The following is a 17239-nucleotide window of genomic DNA, read 5'->3' on the forward strand; positions in this document are numbered from 1 at the left end:
GTGCTTGCCGTGCTGTTGCCCGAAAGCCTCAACAGACGCGGGTTGATTAGACCCATGGCGCCTAGGCGATGTCAATAAGCACATCCGCCAAGGCCACCACACCCGCTGACAAGAGGCGAGATTCTAGACCTTTTCCCCACGGCAGCCCGCGCGCTTCGTGACTTATTGCCCGGGCAGTGGCCTCAGCCGACCAGCGCTGCGGCGATCGCGCGCCCCACATCGGAGGTACTGGCCTGTCCACCCAGATCGGCGGTGCGGGGTGCGCCACTTCCAGGTTGCAACACGGCCTCGATGGCGTCCATCACGGCATCGTGCGCATCGCGGTGGCCCAGGTGGTCGAGCATCATGGCGCCGCACCAGATCTGACCAATCGGGTTCGCAATGCCTTTGCCGGCGATGTCGGGCGCCGAGCCGTGCACCGGTTCGAACAAGGAAGGGTGGGCTCGGGTGGGATTGAGGTTGGCGCTGGGCGCGATGCCGATGGTGCCGGTGCAGGCCGGGCCGAGATCGCTCAGGATGTCGCCAAACAGATTGCTGCCCACCACCACATCGAAGAAGTCGGGGCGCTGCACGAAGTGCGCGGTGAGGATGTCGATGTGGAACTTGTCGACCATCACATCCGGGTACTGCTTGGCCATCTCGGCCACGCGCTCGTCCCAGTAAGGCATGGTGATGGCGATGCCGTTGCTCTTGGTGGCACTGGTGAGGTGCTTCTTGGGACGCGACCGCGCCACCTCGAAGGCATAGCGCAGCACGCGGTCGACACCGATGCGCGACATCACCGTTTCCTGCACCACGATCTCGCGCTCGGTGCCGGGGTACATGCGCCCTCCGATGCTGGAGTACTCGCCCTCGGTGTTCTCGCGCACGATCACCATGTCGATCTCACCCGCCTGGCGCGGCGAACCGTCGCGCCGCACCACGGGCGCGGTGACCCCGGGCATGAGCTTGGCGGGACGCACGTTGACGTACTGGTCGAACTCGCGGCGGAACAACAGCAGTGAGCCCCAGAGCGAGACGTGGTCGGGCACCTTGTCAGGCCAGCCGACCGCGCCGAAGTAGATCGCGTCGTGACCGCCGATCTGCTCCTTCCAGTTGTCGGGCAGCATCTGGCCGTGCTTCTCGAAGTAGGCGCAGCTGGAGAAATCGAAGTGGTCAAACTGCAGCGCGATGTTGAACTTCGAAGCCGCGGCCTCCATCACGCGCAGGCCTTCGGGCATGACCTCCGTGCCGATGCCGTCACCGGCAATGACGGCGATGCGATGGGTTTTGTTCATGTTGTGCTCCTGGGTGGGGTGAGTTTGAAAAAAGGAATGGCCTGCGCCAGCAAGGCATCGGGCGCTTCTTCGGCCAGGTAGTGACCGCAGGGCAAGGTGTCCCCGCTGACATGCTGCGCACGCTCGCGCCACAGCGCCAGCACATCGAAGCACCGCGCCACCGTGCCATGTTCGCCCCACAGCACACGAAGCGGCTGCGTCAGCTGGTGCCCGCAAGCCACATCGGCTCGGTCGTGTTCCAGGTCGATGCTGGCGCTGGCACGGTAGTCTTCGCACATCGCTTCGGCCGTGCCGGGCAAGGCGATGCAGCGCGCGTACTCGGCCAGCGCCGCCGGGTCGAAGGCTGCGAGACCGGCATGGCGGCTGCCCATGACGCTGGTCAGGTAGCGGACCGGGTCGGACGCAATCAGCGCCTCGGGCAATGGCGGTGGCTGGATCAGAAAAAACCAGTGCCAGTAGGCGCGTGCAAACGCTTCATTGGTTTGCTGGTACATCGCCAGCGTGGGCGCGATGTCGAGCAGCATGAGACGGCTCACCGACTGCGGGTGGTCGGCTGCAAGCCGGTGCGCCACGCGCGCGCCGCGGTCGTGCGCCAGCACCGCAAATTGATCAAAGCCGTGCGCCCGCATGACCGCCACCGCGTCCTGGGCCATTACCCGCTTGCTGTGGGCGAGGTGCTTGGCATCGGCGGCGGGCCGTCCGGAGTCGCCGTAGCCGCGCAAGTCCATCATCACCACACGGAAGTGCTCGGCCAGCCGGGGCGCCACTCGGTGCCACATGGCCATGCTCTGCGGATGCCCGTGCAACAGCAGCAGCGGCGGACCTTCACCGCCCGACCGGGTGTGCAGGGCCAGCCCGTCGTGGACCACAGTGCCGGGAGAGAAAGCGTCGAGCATGGGCTGCAGCTTACGTCGAACACCAGCAATAATTCGGCAATTGATTAATTCCGCAGGAGAAACAATTGGACCGAGCCGATCTGGAACTGGTGCTGGCCGTGCGCCAGCACGGCAGCCTGGCGCAGGCTGCCCGTGTGCTGCAGCTGGCCCCGTCGGGCGTCACCAAACGCCTCGCATCGCTGGAAGCGCGCCTCGGCCTGCGCCTGTTCCAGCGCACCACGCGCCGCGTGAGCCCCACGGCCGAGGGCGAGACACTTTGCGTGCGGGCGGTTGAGTTGCTGCAAGGGTTTGAGGCGGCTGAGTCCGAGCTGCGTGAACACCATCAGGAGCCGGCCGGGCCGATCCGTCTGGCCGCCACCTTCGGTTTCGGTCGCCGCTGGCTGGGCCCGGCACTGGCCGATTTCCAGGCGCGGAATGCTCGGGTGAGCGTGCAGCTGCAACTCACCGAGCAGCTGCCGGATCTCGCGGTCGAGGGCTTTGATGGCGCAATCTGGCTCTGGAGCGCACCAGGCGAACGCAGCGCCGAGTGGATCGCGCGCAGCCTGGCTCCCAACCAGCGGGTGCTGGTGGCCGCACCCGCCTACCTGGCCTTGCGAGGGGCGCCCACCTGCCTGGCAGACTTGTCGCAGCATCACTGCCTGGTGGTGCGGGAAAACGGCGGTGGCGCCAGCCAGCGCTTTGACCACTGGCGCCTGTTCTGTGCGCAAGATGGACAGACGCATCACGTGGCGGTGCGCGGGCCTCTGTCGAGCAACTCGGGCGAGATGGTACGCGACTGGTGCCTGGCCGGCCACGGCATCATGCTGCGCAGCCGCTGGGACATCGCTCCTCGCCTGGCCAGCGGCGAGCTGGTTCAGGTTCTGCCCGAGTTCACCATGCCCGAGGCCGACATCCACTGGCTGGCGCCCTACCGCGCGCAGATTCCGCGCCGCATCCGGCTGCTGGTCGACTTCCTCGCCCAGCGTTTTCGCGAAGAGCCTTGGCGCGTCAGGTCGATTTCGGCGGGCGAATCACCAGGCTCACACCGAGCGCGGTGAGCGCGATACCGGCCACGGTGAAGAGCGTGACGGGCTCATCAAACAGCAGCCACGCGATCAACGCCGTGCAAGGGGGCACCAGGTACATCAGACTGGTGACCTTGGCCGCAGCGCCGCGCTGGATCAGCAGGTACAGCAGCGAGCTGCCGCCCAGCGTGAGCCCCAGCACCGACCAGGCCATGGCGCCCACCAGCTCGCCGTTCCAGCGCATGCTCTCGGTCTCCAGCAGCGCCAGCGGCAGCGTCACCACCAGCGCGGCCAGCAGCTGCACCGTGTTGGCGCTTCGCACGTCGCAGGCCTTGACATAGCGTTTTTGATAGAGCGTGCCGACTGTGATCGAGAACAGCGCCAGCACGGCCAGCGACAGGTTCAGCCAGTCGGCGTGGTCCCCTGCGCCGCCGTGTTCAAACTTGCGCGAGACCACCAGCACCAAGCCGGCAAAGCCGAGCAACAGCCCGGCCCATTGCCGGCGCGAGACACGGCCCTCAGCGCCGCCCATGGCGCTCAGCCAGATCGCGGTGAGCACCGGCTGAATGCCCACGATCAGCGCCGACAGGCCCGAACCCATGCCCGCCTTCACTGCGGCCCACACGCCACCGAGGTAGCCCGCATGCATCAGCACGCCGGTCACCGACAGATGCAGCCACTGCGCTCGATTCACCGGCCACTTCACACCAGCGACCCAGATCCAGGGCAGGAAACACAGGATGGACAGGGCGTAGCGCACGGCCAGGAAAGACATCGGTGGCGCGTGCGGCATACCGAAACGCGCGACGATGAAGCCGGTGCTCCAGATCAACACGAACACCCAGGGCATGGCGCGCAGCCACGCGTTGTCTTGCGCGGGAAGGGACATGCGGGCTCAGCGCGAACGCGCGCGGATCTCGGGCAGGGCTTTTTTCAGGTAGTACACCATCGACCAGATGGTCAGCACCGCAGAGATCCAGATCAGCCAGGTACCCCACACATGCGTGTCGATGAGACCCAGCGGCCGACCGTCGTACAACAAAAACGGGATCGCAATCATCTGCACCATTGTCTTGGCCTTGCCCACCATGTGCACCGCCACGCTCTTGGTTGCACCGATGATGGCCATCCACTCGCGCAGCGAAGAGATCGCGATCTCGCGGCCGATGATGATCAGCGCCACGAACACATCGGCCCGGTCCAGGTGGACCAGCACGAGCAAGCTGGCGCAGACGAGGAACTTGTCGGCCACCGGATCAAGAAAGGCGCCGAAGGCCGAGGTCTGGTTGAGCTTGCGTGCGAGATACCCGTCGGCCCAGTCGGTGAGCGCAAACACGATGAACATCACCGTGGCGATCAGATTCTGCTGTACCGCGCTCACCCCTTCCAGATAGAAGACCCCGACGATCAAGGGAATCGCGACGATGCGCGCCCAGGTCAGCAAGGTGGGAAGGTTGAAGAACATGCGCCGATTATGGGGGAGCGATGGCGCAAGCCTGCGAACGCCACGGCGCTGATGCCGCTCCGAACCAGACCTGCCCCCGGGGCTGCGCCAAAACCCGATGGAGCCGCAGCATGCACCCGCAGGCAGCGGGACGCAGCGAGGCCCGTCAGTGAAGCGCGCGGTAGATCGCATCGGCCAGATCAGCCGAAATACCTTCCACCGTGCAGAGATCTTCCACGCTGGCACTGGCCACGCCGCGCACGCCGCCAAAACGCTGCAGCAACCGCGCCCGCTTCTTCGGCCCCACGCCCGGGATGTCTTCCAGTTTGCTGGCGCCGGTGCGCACCTTCGCGCGCTGAGCGCGCATGCCGGTGATGGCGAAGCGATGCGCCTCGTCCCGAATCTGCGCCACCAGCATCAGTGCCGCCGAATCGTGCCCCAGATAGACCTTCTCGCGGCCGTCAGCAAAGACCAGCTCCTCCAGGCCCACCTTGCGACCCTCGCCCTTCTCCACGCCCACGATCAGCGACACATCGAGCCCCAGCTGCTGGAACACCTCGCGCGCCATGCTGACCTGACCTTTGCCGCCGTCGACAAGCACCAGATCGGGCATGCGGGGGCCGCTTGGCAGGCCGCTGGTGGCGTCGCTGGCAGACTCCGAAGTCGCTCGCTCTGCGGCATCAGCCGTGTCGGCAGCCGCGTCGGCCACCGGTTCGGTCTGTGCCGGGGCGGCGGCGGGTTCGGCCGCCTCCGCGGCCAGCGCCTCGGCCACGCGTCCATAGCGCCGCATCAACACCTGCCGCATCGCCGCATAGTCGTCGCCCGGCGTGATGCCTTCGATCTTGTAGCGCCGGTACTGGCTGTTCTGCATCTTGTGATCTTCAAACACCACGCATGAGGCCTGGGTCGACTCGCCCGCCGTGTGCGAAATGTCGAAACACTCGACCCGCAAGGTGTCGAGTTGGTCGTCGGGCAGTTGCAGGGCGTCAGCGAGCGCGCGGGTGCGGGCCTGTTGCGAGCCTTCTTCGGCCAGCAGGCGTGCAAGTGCGATCTCGGCGTTTTTTTGGGCCATTTCCAGCCAGATGCGGCGGTGTTCGCGCGGCTGATGCACCGCGTTGACCTTGACGCCAGTCTGTTCGCTCAAGGCGTCCAGCAGAGCCTTGCTCACCGGGTGGCTGGTCACCAGCGTGTGCGGCATGGCAACGCCCAGGTAGTGCTGCGCAATGAAGGCTTCGAGCACCTGGACCGCCACGCGCTCAGGCAGCGGCAAATCGCTGCGCTCCTCGCTCAGCGCGTGGTCGATCTGCGTCGCATCTTCGACATGAGCAGGGAAATACGGTCGGTCGCCGAGGTGGCGACCGCCGCGCACCATGGCCAGGTTCACGCAGGCGCGGCCGCCCTGCACCTTGACCGCCAGCACGTCCACGTCCTTGTCGGACACGTTGTCCATCGCCTGCTGGTGCAGCACGCGCGAGAGCGCGGCCATCTGGTTGCGAATTTCAGCCGCCTGCTCATACTCCAGCCGCTCGGCGTGATCCCTCATGCGCTGCTCCAGTGTGGCCAGCACCGCCTGCGTCTCGCCGCGCAGAAAGGCTTCGGCATCGGCCACGTCGCGCGCGTAGGCTTCGCTGTCGATCAGGTCCACACATGGGCCGCTGCAGCGCTTGATCTGGTACAGCAGGCAAGGTCGCGTGCGGTTGGCAAACACGGTGTCTTCGCAGGTGCGCAGGCGAAACACCTTTTGCAGCAGCGTGATCGACTCCTTCACTGCCCAGGCACTGGGGTAAGGCCCGTAATAGCTGTGGCGCCGATCCACCACCCCGCGGTAGTAGGCCATGCGTGGGAAGGCCAGCGAGGGCACTGGCTTGGCGGCGGTGACGCGAAAAGGCTCGCGCGTACCGGTGATCTTGAGATAGGGATAGCTCTTGTCGTCTCGAAACAGGATGTTGAACTTCGGCGCCAGCGTCTTGATCAGGTTGTTTTCCAGCAGCAAGGCCTCGGCTTCAGAGCGCACCACCGTGGTCTCCATGCGCGCGATGCGGCTGACCATGTGACCGATTCGGGTGCCGTCGTGGGTTTTCTGAAAATAGCTGCTCACCCGCTTTTTCAGGTTGCGCGCCTTGCCCACATAGAGCAGCTGGTTCTGCGCATCGAAATAGCGGTACACACCCGGCAGACCGGGCAAGGCGGCCACTTCACTCAGCAGTTGATCGGAGAACACGGGTTCCATGGTCTGTATTGTCGCGGCGCCGGCTGCGGCATGATTCGCTCATGGTCTGCACGCCTTCCTCTCCCCTGCCCGCTTTGCGCTGGGATCTCTTTTGCCGCGTGGTCGACAACCTCGGCGACATCGGCGTGTGCTGGCGCCTGAGCGCCGACCTGGCAGCGCGCGGCCAGCAGGTTCGGCTCTGGATCGACCAGCCCGGTCCGCTGCACTGGATGGCACCCGGCGCGCTGGAAGGCCAGGTGCCTGGCGTGCAGGTGCGGCACTGGCACGATCCGTTATCGGCCCACGCATTGGCAGACTGGGTGCCAGGCGATGTGTGGGTTGAGGCGTTCGGCTGCGACCCGGCCGCCGAATGCATGGCACGAATGGCTGAGCAACTCGCCCAAGGTGACCCACCACCGGTGTGGATCAACCTGGAGTACCTGAGCGCCGAGGGCTATGTGGAGCGTTGCCACCGCCTGCCTTCACTGGTAAACCAGGGCCCGCTCCGGGGTCTGACCAAATGGTTTTTCTACCCCGGCTTCACGGCCGCTACCGGTGGTTTGCTCCGCGAGCCCGACCTGCTCGCCCGCCAGGCCATCTTCGATCGCACCGCCTGGCTTCGGGCGCAGAAGCTGCCGACAGGTGCAGCGCGACGCATCAGCCTCTTTTGCTACGAGCCGCCGATACTGGGTCAGGTGGTGCGAGAGACCGTGCAAGGGAAGCTCAGGTGCGACTGGCTGGTGACGCCGGGCCGCGCGGCGCAGGCGGTGGCCGCGCTCGCCGAGCAACCGACTTCGCTGCACCAGCTGGCGCCGCTGCCCCAGCACGACTTTGACCACCTGCTCTGGAGCTGTGATCTGAATCTGGTTCGCGGAGAAGACTCGCTGGTGCGCGCGCTCTGGGCTGGTCAGCCCTTGGTTTGGCACATCTACCCGCAGCATGACCATGCCCACCACGCCAAGCTCGATGCGTTCCTCGACTGGCTGGACGCTCCCACTTCGATGCGCCATTTCCACCACCAGTGGAACGGCATGATCCCGGCGGGCAACACCGTCTGGCCGGGGTGGGTGGTGGTCGACAGCTGGCGCGCCTGTGTGCAAGCGGCACGAGCCCGACTGCTGGCCCAAGACGACCTGAGCAGCCAGTTACTCGGTTTCGTGGCCAAAAAGCGATAAAATTCAAGGCTTTGCGGAAAACCGGTTGCCGGCCCAGCGCCTGCATCCCGTTCCTGCCAGCCTTCTGCCTCGCCGCACAGAGTGTTGCCATCAGCAGCGTTCCCGGGACTTCCCTCCCCGCCGGAACCCGCGGCCCAACCGTTGGAACCCTTATGAAAATCGCCCAGGAATTGCGCGCCGGCAATGTCATCATGCACGGCAAAGACCCAATGATCGTCCTCAAGACCGAGTACGCCCGTGGCGGCCGCGGTGCGGCCACCGTGCGCCTCAAGCTCAAGGCCTTGCTCAACAACATGGCCACCGAGGTGGTCTGCCGCGCCGACGACAAGATGGACCAGATCATTCTGGACAAGAAGGAGTGCACCTACTCCTACTTCGCTGACCCGATGTACGTCTGCATGGACGCCGACTTCAACCAGTACGAAGTTGAAGCCGAGAACATGGGCGATGCGCTGAACTACCTGGAAGACGGCATGACCGTCGAAGTGGTGTTCTACGAAGGCAAGGCCATTTCGGTCGAACTGCCCACCAGCGTGGAACGCGTGATCACCTGGACCGAACCCGCCGTCAAGGGTGATACCTCGGGCAAGGTGCTCAAGCCAGCCAAGATCGCCACCGGCTTTGAAGTGTCGGTGCCGCTGTTTGTGGCCCAGGACGACAAGATCGAAATCGACACCCGCACCGGTGAGTACCGCAAGCGTGTCTGAATCCGCTGCACTCAGCTGATCTGACCAGAAGGCTCCCGCGGGAGCCTTCTTGCATTCGAAATCCGTACCTGCCGCCATGGAACTCCTCGCCCGCATTGCCGACGTCATCATCCCGGTCTTTCTGATCGTGGCGATCGGCTACGGCTATGGGCGACGGCGCGCACCCGATCTGTCCGCCTTCAACCGCATCGCGCTCGATGTGCTGGCCCCCTTGCTGGTGTATTCGGCGCTGGCGGCCAAAGACTTCCGCCTGGGCGATCACCTCGCGCTGCTGGTCGGCGGCGCCATCCTCATCCTGGGTAGCGGTCTGCTGGCCTGGCCGCTGGCGCGCGCCTTTGGCGCCCAGCCGCGCACCCTGGTGCCTGTGGTGATGTTCAACAACTGCGGCAACATGGGCTTGCCGCTGGCCTTGCTGGCATTCGGCAGCGAACATTTCGGCGCCGCGGTGGCCCTGTTCTCGATCAGCAACCTGCTGCATTTCTCGCTTGGCGCGCGCATCACCAGCGCAGCCGCGCGTTCGCGCGATCTGCTCACCAGCCCGCTGATGATCGCCACCCTGCTCGGTTTCGCCAGCGCCATGACCGACCTGCGGCCGCCCGAGGTGCTGCTCTCCGGCATGAAACTGCTGGGCGACGCGCTGCTGCCCATGATGCTGTTTGCGCTGGGTGTGCGCCTGACCGCACTCACGCGCCAGGGTCTGGCGCTGGGTTTCCTGGGCGCGCTGGCGCGCCCGCTGATCGGCCTGGCCATTGGCATCCCGCTGGCCTGGGCGCTGGGCCTGGAGGGCGAGGCGCGCGGTCAGCTGTTGCTGTTTGCCGCACTTCCGCCGGCCGTGATCCAGTTCATGCTGGCCGAGCGTTACCAGCAGGAACCGGACAAGGTGGGTGCCATGATCATGTTGGGCAATGCGATGGCGGTGCTCTTCGTGCCGCTGGCCCTGGCCATCGGTCTTTGAGGTGGACCATCGACCGACCCTCACCCTATTGGAGAACTCTGTGCAAAGCACCGAACACCTGAGCCAACACATCACCGAGCGGCGCCTGGCCGACGCCTGGGCCGAGCTGCAAGCCCATGCCACCAACGGCAATGCGCTTCAAGCCGATGCCTACCGCCTGGCCTTTGCCGACCCGGAGTTCCTGCTGCGTCGCGAAACTCGTGGCATCCGTTTCCAGCTCGAGATGCTCAAGCCCGATCTGGCACAGCAAGACCTGGGCATTGAGAACACCGTGGTGGTGTTTGGCAGCGCACGCTTCAAGGAAACCAGCGAAGCCCAGGCCCTGCTGGCACAGGCCGAAGCCGACGGCGACGCAGCAGCCATCGCGCGCGCGAAAGCGCTGGTGCGCAACGCCCCCTACTACGACCAGGCTCGCAGCTTTGCCCGCATCGTGGCGCGCTACAGCCAGCGCTGCCCAAAGGAAGATCAGCTGTACATCTGCACCGGGGGTGGCCCGGGCATCATGGAGGCAGCCAACCGCGGCGCGCACGACGAAGGTGCCCTGAACGTCGGCCTCAACATCGCCCTGCCCCACGAGCAGGAAGGCAACCGCTTCATCTCACCCGAGTTGTGCTTCAAGTTCCACTACTTCGCGTTGCGCAAGATGCACTTCATGATGCGGGCCAAGGCGCTGGTGGCTTTTCCGGGCGGTTTTGGCACGCTCGACGAGCTGTTTGAGGTGATCACGCTGGTGCAGTGCAAGAAGGCCAAGCCGGTGCCGATCGTGCTGTTCGGCAGCGACTACTGGAAGCGCCTGATCAACTTGGACCTGCTGGTCGAGGAAGGCACGATCTCGGCCGACGATCTGCAGCTGTTTCAGTACGTCGACGATCCTCAGGCCGCCTGGGACTGCATCGTGCGCTTCTACGACCTGCCGGCGGTATAGGCGCTCCGCACACGGCGCAGAAGGCGCGGGCATCGAACCGCGCGCAGCTGAAGTGCGTGGGGGCGACAATCCGGCGCCGGGCCGCCCCAAGCCGGATCAGCCCCCTTGGGGGGCAGCGACCCGCAGAGCGGGGGAGCGTGGGGGCTCTGCTACTCCGTCCAACCACCACCCAGCGCCTTGTACAGCGCCACCTGGTTCTGCTGCAGCGCCAGCTGGCTGAGTGCCAAGCTCTGCTGAGTGGCAAACAGCGAGCGCTGGGCGTCCAGCACGTCGAGAAAACTGGCCACGCCATTGCGGTAACGCAGTTCGGCCAGCCGGAAACGATCGGCCTCTGCGGTGGCCTGCGCCTGCTGCGCCCTCACCTGCTCGCCAAGGGTGGCACGGCCCGCGAGCGCATCGGCCACTTCGCGAAACGCAGTCTGGATGGCTTTTTCGTACTGCGCCACGGCGATCTCACGCGTGGCGTTCGCCGCCTCCAGATTGGCCTGATTGCGCCCAGCGTCGAAGAGGGGCAACACCGCCTGAGGCGCCAGGCTCAAGCCCCACGATCCGCTCTTGAACAGGTCAGCCAGCTCGTTGCTCACCGTGCCCAGTCCGGCTGTCAGCGAGATGCGGGGGAAAAACGCGGCGCGCGCGGCACCGATGCTGGCGTTGGCGGCTATGAGTTGCTGCTCGGCCTGGCGGACATCGGCGCGGCGGGTGAGCAGATCCGAGGGCAAGCCGGCGGGCACGGTTGCCATCAGCGGGGCCTGGCCAGGGTCTGCCGGGTTGAACAGCAGCGCATCGGGCACCGACTGCCCCACGAGCAGGGTCAGCGCATTGCGGTCCAGCGCGTGCTGGCGCTGCTGCTGAGCCAGCGCCGATTCGGCCGCGGCGGTCAGTGACTCGGCCTGGCGCAGGTCGAGCGCCGAGGACGCGCCGTTGTCGAAACGCAGGCGGGTCAGGCGCAGAGAGTCGTTGCGGGTGGCGAGGGTGCGCTGGGTCAGCGCCAGCAGGTCATCATTGGCCTGCAGACTGAGCCAGGTGCTGGCCACCGCGGCAACCAGGCTGGTCTGCGCGGCGCGGCGCGCCTCTGCGCTGGCCAGGTACTGGGCCAGGGCGGCCTCCTTCAGGCTGGCGACCCGCCCGAAGAAGTCCAGCTCCCAGCTGCTGACGGCCAGACCCACGCTGTAGCTGGTGTTGGTGCCGCCACTCGAATTGGGCTGGCGACTGCCGCTGGCAGCCAGGTTGAGGGTAGGCAGCAGGTCGGCCCGGCGGATGTCGTACTGCGCGCGCACCTGCTCGATGTTGAGCGTGGCCACCCGAAGATCGCGGTTGTTGGCCAGGGCCAGCGTGATCAGTTCACGCAGCCGAGCATCGGTCACGAAGTCCTGCCAGCGAATGTCCACCGCCGCCTGCTCGTTGGCCTGATCCGGAAAACTCGCGGCCACCGGCAAGGGCGGCGGCTCGTAGGTCGGCATGAAGGAACAACCGGCCAGCACCACGGCTGTCACCGCGATCAAGCTCCGGCCCAAAGCGGGTGAATGAATCATGTCAGCGGCTCCAGCGTGCACCAGCCATGCGCAACGCGACGATTGAAGGAATGCCCTCGGCACATCCCACCGTGCAGGCTCCGCAGGGCTGAAGGGTGGTCCCCGCTCAGCGGAAGAAGTGCGAAGCGACTCAGGGGGTTAGTCATGCGTGATCCCATGCGCCGCTGCCGCCTCGGCATCGCGCCGGTGCTGTCGCTCGCTGCCCTTGAACAGCGTGCGCACAACGACAAAAAAGACCGGGACAAAAATCACCGCAAACACGGTGCCGGTGATCATGCCGCCCATCACGCCGGTACCGATCGCGCGCTGGCTGGCCGAGCCCGCGCCGGTGGCAATCGCCAGCGGCAACACGCCCAGTGTGAACGCCATCGAGGTCATCACGATGGGCCGGAACCTCAGGTGGGCCGCAGCCAGTGCCGCCTCGATCGCGCTCTTGCCCTGAGCCTGCAGGTCTTTGGCGAACTCGATGATCAGAATGGCGTTCTTGGCCGACAGGCCGATGATCGTGACCAGACCCACCTGGAAGTACACATCGTTCGAATAGGCTCGTAGCAGCGTGGCGAGCAACACGCCCAGTACCCCCAGAGGCACGACGAGGATCACCGCCAGCGGCACAGTCCAGCTTTCGTACAACGCGGCGAGACACAGGAACACCGCCAGGATGGCAAACGCGTAGAGCACCATGGCTTGTGAACCCGCGAGCTTCTCTTCACGCGACTGACCCGTCCATTCAAATCCGAATCCCGGTGGCAACTGGGCAGCGAACTTCTCCATTTCGGCCAGCGCGTCGCCGGTGCTGTAGCCCGCGGCGGCACTGCCGCTGATGCGCATGGCCGGGTAGCCGTTGTAGCGCACCGTCTGCATCGCGCCATTGGCCCAGCGCGTGCTGGCAAAGGCCGACAGCGGCACCGCCTGGCCCTGGCTGTTGACGACGTTCAGGCGCAGCAAGTCGTCGGGCTGCATGCGAGCAGCCGCGTCGGCCTGCACCACCACCCGCTGCAGGCGACCATTGTTGGGAAAGTCGTTGACGTAGCTCGATCCGAGCGCGGTGGCCACCGCGCTGTTGATGGCATCAAAGCCCACGCCCAGGGCATTGGCGCGATCGCGGTCGATGTCCACCTGCAGTTGCGGCGCATCCTCCAGGCCATCAGGCCGCACGCCGGTGATCACCTTGCTCTGCGACGCCATGCCCAGCAGCTGGCCCCGCGCAGCCAGCAGCGCGTCGCGCCCCAGGCCGGCGCGATCCTGCAGCCGAAAGCTGAATCCCGAGGAGTTGCCGAGCTCGCGGATGGGTGGCGGGCTCAGCGGCAGGATGAAAGCATCTCGGATGCGCGAGAGTGCGCCAAAGGCCCGACCGGCCACCGCTTCGGCCGAACTGCCCGGCGCGGTGCGCTCGGCCCAGTCCTTGAGCGTGACGAAGACCAGCGCTGCATTCTGGCCCTGACCGGAAAAGCTGAAGCCCAGCACACCCACCATGCTCTGGACCTCGGGCTGCTTGAGCATGAAATCCTCCACCTGCGTCATCACGGCGCGCGTGCGTTCCTGCGTGGCGCCGGGTGGCAGCTGCACGTTGATCAGCAGGTTGCCCTGGTCCTCGTTGGGAAGGAAGGACGTGGGCAATCGGTTGTAGACCAGCACCGCGGCGCCGACGATGGCGAGGTACACCACCATGGTGCGCCCGGCACGCGGCAGCAGCGCGGACACTCCGCGCTCGTAGCCTGAAGCGGCGCGTTTGAAGCCGCGGTTGAACCAGCCGAAGAAGCCCTTTTTCTCGAGGTGGTGCCCTGCTTGCACCGGCTTGAGCAGCGTGGCACAGAGCGCGGGCGTGAGCGAGAGCGCGAAAAAGGCCGAGAAGGTGATGGACACCCCCATGACCGCAGCGAACTGGCGGTAGATGTTGCCAATCGAGCCGCTGAAGAAAGCCAGCGGCACGAACACCGCGATCAGCACCAGCGTCATGCCAATGATGGCACTCGAAATCTGACCCATGGCCTTCTTCGTGGCCTCCAGCGGCGAGAGACCCTCCTCGCTCATGATGCGCTCGACGTTTTCCACCACCACGATCGCGTCGTCCACCACGATGCCGATCACCAGCACCATGCCGAACATGGTGAGCACGTTGATGGAAAACCCCATGGCCAGCAGCGTGGCGAACGTGCCCAGCAGCGCGATCGGCACCACGATGGTCGGGATGAAGGTATATCGGATGTTCTGCAGGAACAGGAACATCACCAGAAACACCAGGCCCACCGCTTCGAGCAGCGTGATCGCCACCTGCTGGATGGAGATGCTGATGAAGCGCGAACTGTCAAAGGGCACGGCGTATCCCACCCCTTGAGGAAAGAAGCGCTCCAGCTCGGCCATCTTGTCGCGCACGGCCTGGGCAGTGGCCAGTGCGTTGCCACTGGGCGAGAGCTGGATGCCGATGCCGGTGGCAGGTTGACCGTTGAGTCGCGCCGAGGTGGCGTAGGCCTGGGCACCGAGCTCGATGCGCGCCACGTCTTTCAGGCGCACCGTGCCGCCGTCGGCACGGGCGCGAAGCACCACATTGCCAAACTCCTCCACGGTGGAGAGCTGGCCGTTGACGATGACCGTGGCCGCGATTCCCTGGCCAGCCACGTTGGGCAATGCGCCAATCTCGCCAGCCGATACCTGAGCGTTCTGCGCGCGGATGGCTGCAGTGACGTCGGCTGCACTCAGATTGAAGCCGATCAGCTTGGCCGGATCGACCCAGATCCGCATGGCGCGCTCAGTGCCGAACAGCTGCACCTGGCCCACGCCCGGCACGCGCTGCAACTCGGGCACGATGCTGCGCGAGGCGTAGTCGCCCAGCGCCACCGGCTCCAGCCGGCCGTCGGTGGACGACAACATGACAAACATCAGGAAGTTGCCGCGCGATTTGTCGACCCGAACGCCTTGCTGGATCACCGCCTGCGGCAGGCGCGGCGTGGCGCGCGCCAGCCGGTTCTGCACGTCCACCTGCGCCAGGTCCGGGTCAGTACCTGGCTCAAAACTCAACGTGATGTTGCCAGTACCGTTGGCCTGGGCCACGGCCTCCATGTAGATCAGGCCTGGCGAGCCGTTCATCTCCTGCTCGATCACCGAGAGCACGCTGTCTTCGAGCGTCGAGGCCGACGCACCCGGGTAAGACGCCGAGACCACGATGGACGGCGGCGCCACCGGCGGGTATTGCGAAACCGGCAGCTGGGTGATGGAGACCACTCCCAAGACCATCACGAACAGCGCGATCACCCACGCGAAGATGGGGCGGTTGATGAAAAACTGGGCCATGCTGTGCAGCCCTTACTTGGCTTCGGTCTTGGGTGCGGAAGTCGCGCTGGCCGCCCGCTCACCGGGCGACACCCAGGGCACCGGCTTCACCGGCGCACCGCCGCGCAGCTTCTGGAAGCCGTCGACCATGACCTGCTCGCCAGCTTCCAGCCCGTCGAGTACCACCCACTGTGCGTTCTGCTGGCCACCGAGCTTCACTGGCCGCGGCGCGACCTTGCCTTCCGCATCCACCACCATCACCGTGTCGCCCCGGGCAGAGCGCGTCACCGCCTGCTGGGGCAGCGTGATGGCATCGCGCGCGGTCGCCTGCTCCAGCCGCACACGCACGTAGAGCCCGGGCAGCAACGCGCCTTCCGGGTTGGGCACTTCGGCGCGCAGCGTGATCTGGCTCGTGGTCGGATCCACCGTCAGGTCCGAAAACAGCAACTTGCCGGCCTGGGGGTGCTCGCTGCCGTCTTCCAGCACCACGCGCACGCTCGCCGCGCCGGCGCCGGCCCCCTTGAGCTGGCCAGCCTCCAGCGAGCGCCGCAAACGCAGCACCTCGGCCGCCGACTGGGTGAAGTTCACGAACAAGGGGTTGACCTGCTGGATCACGGCCAACTCGGTGGCCTGGCCCTGCCCCACCAGCGCGCCTTCGGTCACCAGTGCGCGCCCGATGCGCCCGGCGATCGGCGCGGTCACGCTGGCGTAACCCAAGTTGATGCGCGCGGTCTGCACCGCCGCCTGCGCCACGGCCACATCGGCCTCGGCCGACTGCTGGGCTGCCTGGGCATTGGCGAACTCCTGCTGGCTGATGGCATTCTCGGCCACCAGCGGCTTGTAGCGGTTGGCCAGCGCCGTGGCCTGCGTGCGGTTGGCCTGGGCGCGCGCCAGCGAGGCTTCGGCGCTTTGCAGCGCAGCCGCGTAGGGCGCGGCGTCGATGCGGAACAAGAGTTGGCCGGCCTTGACATCACTGCCTTCGCGGAACACGCGCTGTTGCAGGATGCCTGCCGCCCGAGCCCGCACCTCGGCCACGCGCGATGCTTCCAAACGACCCGGCAGCTCGGTGATCAGACCCACATCACCCGGCGCCACGGTGACCACGCCGACCTCGGCCGGTGGCGGACCCCCTGCGCCAGGTGCGCCCGGGGCCGCCCCAGCATTCGGAGCCTTGTCACACGCCGCCAGCCCCACGCCTACCGCCAACAGCAGCGCCCAAAGGCCGAAACGAACGCCCAGCGGCTTGGGGGCGGCAGCAGCCATTTTCAGGAGGGGAGATGAAACAGACATGAGAACCTCGGCAAGGGAGCACTTGGCCATCGATGCCGACGGACGAGCACCGCAAGGGCGGCGGCGCGTGGCACCGCTGGCGAAAAAAGCAAACGGTCAGTGTAGCGACGACGACGCCTGGCTGCAGCGTGAGGGTCAAGGCGGGACAGACCCGCCTTCACGCTGCGGCTGAACTCCCGGCCGCGCCGCGCGTGAGCAGGCCTGGGCTCAGCCAGGTCGGCGCTCAGGCACCGCCGTATCGGGCACTGGCGCCAGCGAGCGGTGACGCAGGTGCAGCGCCGCCTGCGCCATGAGGTTGGCCGAGACCGGTGCGGTCACGAACACGAAGAGCGTGATCAGCAGCTCAGCCAACCCGGGACGGCCGTGGTCGGCGGTGACCAGCATGGAAGCGATCAGCACGCCGCCCACGCCCAGCGTGGAGGCCTTGGTGGGCGCGTGCAGGCGCATGTAGAAGTCCGGAAAGCGCGCCAGTCCGATGGCGCCCACCAGCAGGAAGAACGCGGCGATGACGATCATCAGCGCAGCCATCAACTCAAGCGGAGAGTTTGTCATGGT

14 protein-coding genes are annotated in these 17239 nt (G+C 66.1%); 5 read left to right on the plus strand and 9 right to left on the minus strand.

What is annotated here, in order from left to right; translation table 11 throughout:
• Positions 1-182: 182 nt before the first annotated feature.
• Positions 183-1277 (minus strand): tartrate dehydrogenase, encoded by a 1095-nt coding sequence (locus QUV25_RS08260; RefSeq protein ID WP_300863126.1) that lies wholly within the window; start codon positions 1275-1277, stop codon positions 183-185.
• Complete coding sequence (locus QUV25_RS08265; RefSeq protein ID WP_300863127.1) at positions 1274-2173, minus strand: alpha/beta hydrolase; 900 nt, start codon at positions 2171-2173, stop codon at positions 1274-1276. The genes QUV25_RS08260 and QUV25_RS08265 overlap by 4 nt, the downstream gene beginning before the upstream one ends.
• A gap of 65 nt (positions 2174-2238) precedes the next feature.
• Here QUV25_RS08265 and QUV25_RS08270 point away from each other — a divergent pair, with 65 nt between their 5' ends.
• Positions 2239-3210, plus strand: coding sequence for a LysR family transcriptional regulator (locus QUV25_RS08270; protein ID WP_300863128.1), 972 nt, complete (start codon positions 2239-2241; stop codon positions 3208-3210).
• Here QUV25_RS08270 and QUV25_RS08275 read toward each other — a convergent pair.
• From QUV25_RS08275 to uvrC, 3 genes are all read right to left on the minus strand, one after another.
• Complete coding sequence (locus tag QUV25_RS08275; RefSeq protein ID WP_300863129.1) at positions 3161-4066, minus strand: DMT family transporter; 906 nt, start codon at positions 4064-4066, stop codon at positions 3161-3163. The genes QUV25_RS08270 and QUV25_RS08275 overlap by 50 nt on opposite strands.
• A 6-nt stretch (positions 4067-4072) precedes the next feature.
• On the minus strand, positions 4073-4642 hold the full coding sequence (gene pgsA / locus QUV25_RS08280) for a CDP-diacylglycerol--glycerol-3-phosphate 3-phosphatidyltransferase (RefSeq protein ID WP_300863130.1): 570 nt from the start codon (positions 4640-4642) through the stop codon (positions 4073-4075).
• Positions 4643-4787: 145 nt separating this feature from the next.
• On the minus strand, positions 4788-6851 hold the full coding sequence (gene uvrC, locus QUV25_RS08285; protein ID WP_300863131.1) for an excinuclease ABC subunit UvrC: 2064 nt from the start codon (positions 6849-6851) through the stop codon (positions 4788-4790).
• Between the two features lie 41 nt (positions 6852-6892).
• Here uvrC and earP point away from each other — a divergent pair, with 41 nt between their 5' ends.
• The 4 genes from earP to QUV25_RS08305 all read left to right on the plus strand — a co-directional run bounded on the left by earP (position 6893) and on the right by QUV25_RS08305 (position 10592).
• Complete coding sequence (earP, locus tag QUV25_RS08290) at positions 6893-8005, plus strand: elongation factor P maturation arginine rhamnosyltransferase EarP (protein WP_300863132.1); 1113 nt, start codon at positions 6893-6895, stop codon at positions 8003-8005.
• 152 nt (positions 8006-8157) lie between these two features.
• Positions 8158-8712 (plus strand): elongation factor P, encoded by a 555-nt coding sequence (gene efp / locus QUV25_RS08295; RefSeq protein ID WP_300863133.1) that lies wholly within the window; start codon positions 8158-8160, stop codon positions 8710-8712.
• 76 nt (positions 8713-8788) lie between these two features.
• The gene (locus QUV25_RS08300; RefSeq protein WP_300863134.1) at positions 8789-9667 is read left to right on the plus strand and encodes an AEC family transporter; all 879 of its coding nucleotides are present in this window, start codon (positions 8789-8791) and stop codon (positions 9665-9667) included.
• Between the two features lie 40 nt (positions 9668-9707).
• Positions 9708-10592 carry a TIGR00730 family Rossman fold protein gene (locus tag QUV25_RS08305; RefSeq protein ID WP_300863135.1) on the plus strand — a complete coding sequence of 295 codons (885 nt, stop codon included), beginning with the start codon at positions 9708-9710 and terminating at the stop codon, positions 10590-10592.
• A 149-nt stretch (positions 10593-10741) separates the two neighbouring features.
• Here the strand turns inward: QUV25_RS08305 and QUV25_RS08310 are convergent, their stop codons facing one another.
• The 4 genes from QUV25_RS08310 to QUV25_RS08325 all read right to left on the minus strand — a co-directional run bounded on the left by QUV25_RS08310 (position 10742) and on the right by QUV25_RS08325 (position 17236).
• Positions 10742-12124, minus strand: a complete 1383-nt coding sequence (locus tag QUV25_RS08310) for an efflux transporter outer membrane subunit (protein WP_300863137.1) — start codon at positions 12122-12124, stop codon at positions 10742-10744.
• A 138-nt stretch (positions 12125-12262) separates the two neighbouring features.
• Entirely contained in the window at positions 12263-15415 is a 3153-nt protein-coding gene (locus QUV25_RS08315) for an efflux RND transporter permease subunit (protein WP_300863139.1), read from the minus strand.
• 12 nt (positions 15416-15427) lie between these two features.
• On the minus strand, positions 15428-16657 hold the full coding sequence (locus QUV25_RS08320) for an efflux RND transporter periplasmic adaptor subunit (RefSeq protein WP_300863140.1): 1230 nt from the start codon (positions 16655-16657) through the stop codon (positions 15428-15430).
• A gap of 234 nt (positions 16658-16891) precedes the next feature.
• Positions 16892-17236, minus strand: coding sequence for a Na+/H+ antiporter subunit G (locus QUV25_RS08325; RefSeq protein WP_300863141.1), 345 nt, complete (start codon positions 17234-17236; stop codon positions 16892-16894).
• Between the last annotated feature and the right edge of the window lie 3 nt (positions 17237-17239).

It is taken from the genome of Hydrogenophaga sp. (assembly GCF_030373245.1).
Lineage (GTDB): Bacteria > Pseudomonadota > Gammaproteobacteria > Burkholderiales > Burkholderiaceae_C > Hydrogenophaga.

Coding starts and splice junctions, on each gene's coding strand:
- earP (WP_300863132.1), top strand. CDS start 6,893: ATGGTCTGCACGCCTTCCTCTCCCCTGCCCGCTTTGCGCTGGGATCTC.
- QUV25_RS08300 (WP_300863134.1), top strand. CDS start 8,789: ATGGAACTCCTCGCCCGCATTGCCGACGTCATCATCCCGGTCTTTCTG.
- pgsA (WP_300863130.1), bottom strand. CDS start 4,642: ATGTTCTTCAACCTTCCCACCTTGCTGACCTGGGCGCGCATCGTCGCG.
- efp (WP_300863133.1), top strand. CDS start 8,158: ATGAAAATCGCCCAGGAATTGCGCGCCGGCAATGTCATCATGCACGGC.
- QUV25_RS08275 (WP_300863129.1), bottom strand. CDS start 4,066: ATGTCCCTTCCCGCGCAAGACAACGCGTGGCTGCGCGCCATGCCCTGG.
- QUV25_RS08325 (WP_300863141.1), bottom strand. CDS start 17,236: ATGACAAACTCTCCGCTTGAGTTGATGGCTGCGCTGATGATCGTCATC.
- QUV25_RS08320 (WP_300863140.1), bottom strand. CDS start 16,657: ATGGCTGCTGCCGCCCCCAAGCCGCTGGGCGTTCGTTTCGGCCTTTGG.
- QUV25_RS08315 (WP_300863139.1), bottom strand. CDS start 15,415: ATGGCCCAGTTTTTCATCAACCGCCCCATCTTCGCGTGGGTGATCGCG.
- uvrC (WP_300863131.1), bottom strand. CDS start 6,851: ATGGAACCCGTGTTCTCCGATCAACTGCTGAGTGAAGTGGCCGCCTTG.
- QUV25_RS08265 (WP_300863127.1), bottom strand. CDS start 2,173: ATGCTCGACGCTTTCTCTCCCGGCACTGTGGTCCACGACGGGCTGGCC.
- QUV25_RS08260 (WP_300863126.1), bottom strand. CDS start 1,277: ATGAACAAAACCCATCGCATCGCCGTCATTGCCGGTGACGGCATCGGC.
- QUV25_RS08310 (WP_300863137.1), bottom strand. CDS start 12,124: ATGATTCATTCACCCGCTTTGGGCCGGAGCTTGATCGCGGTGACAGCC.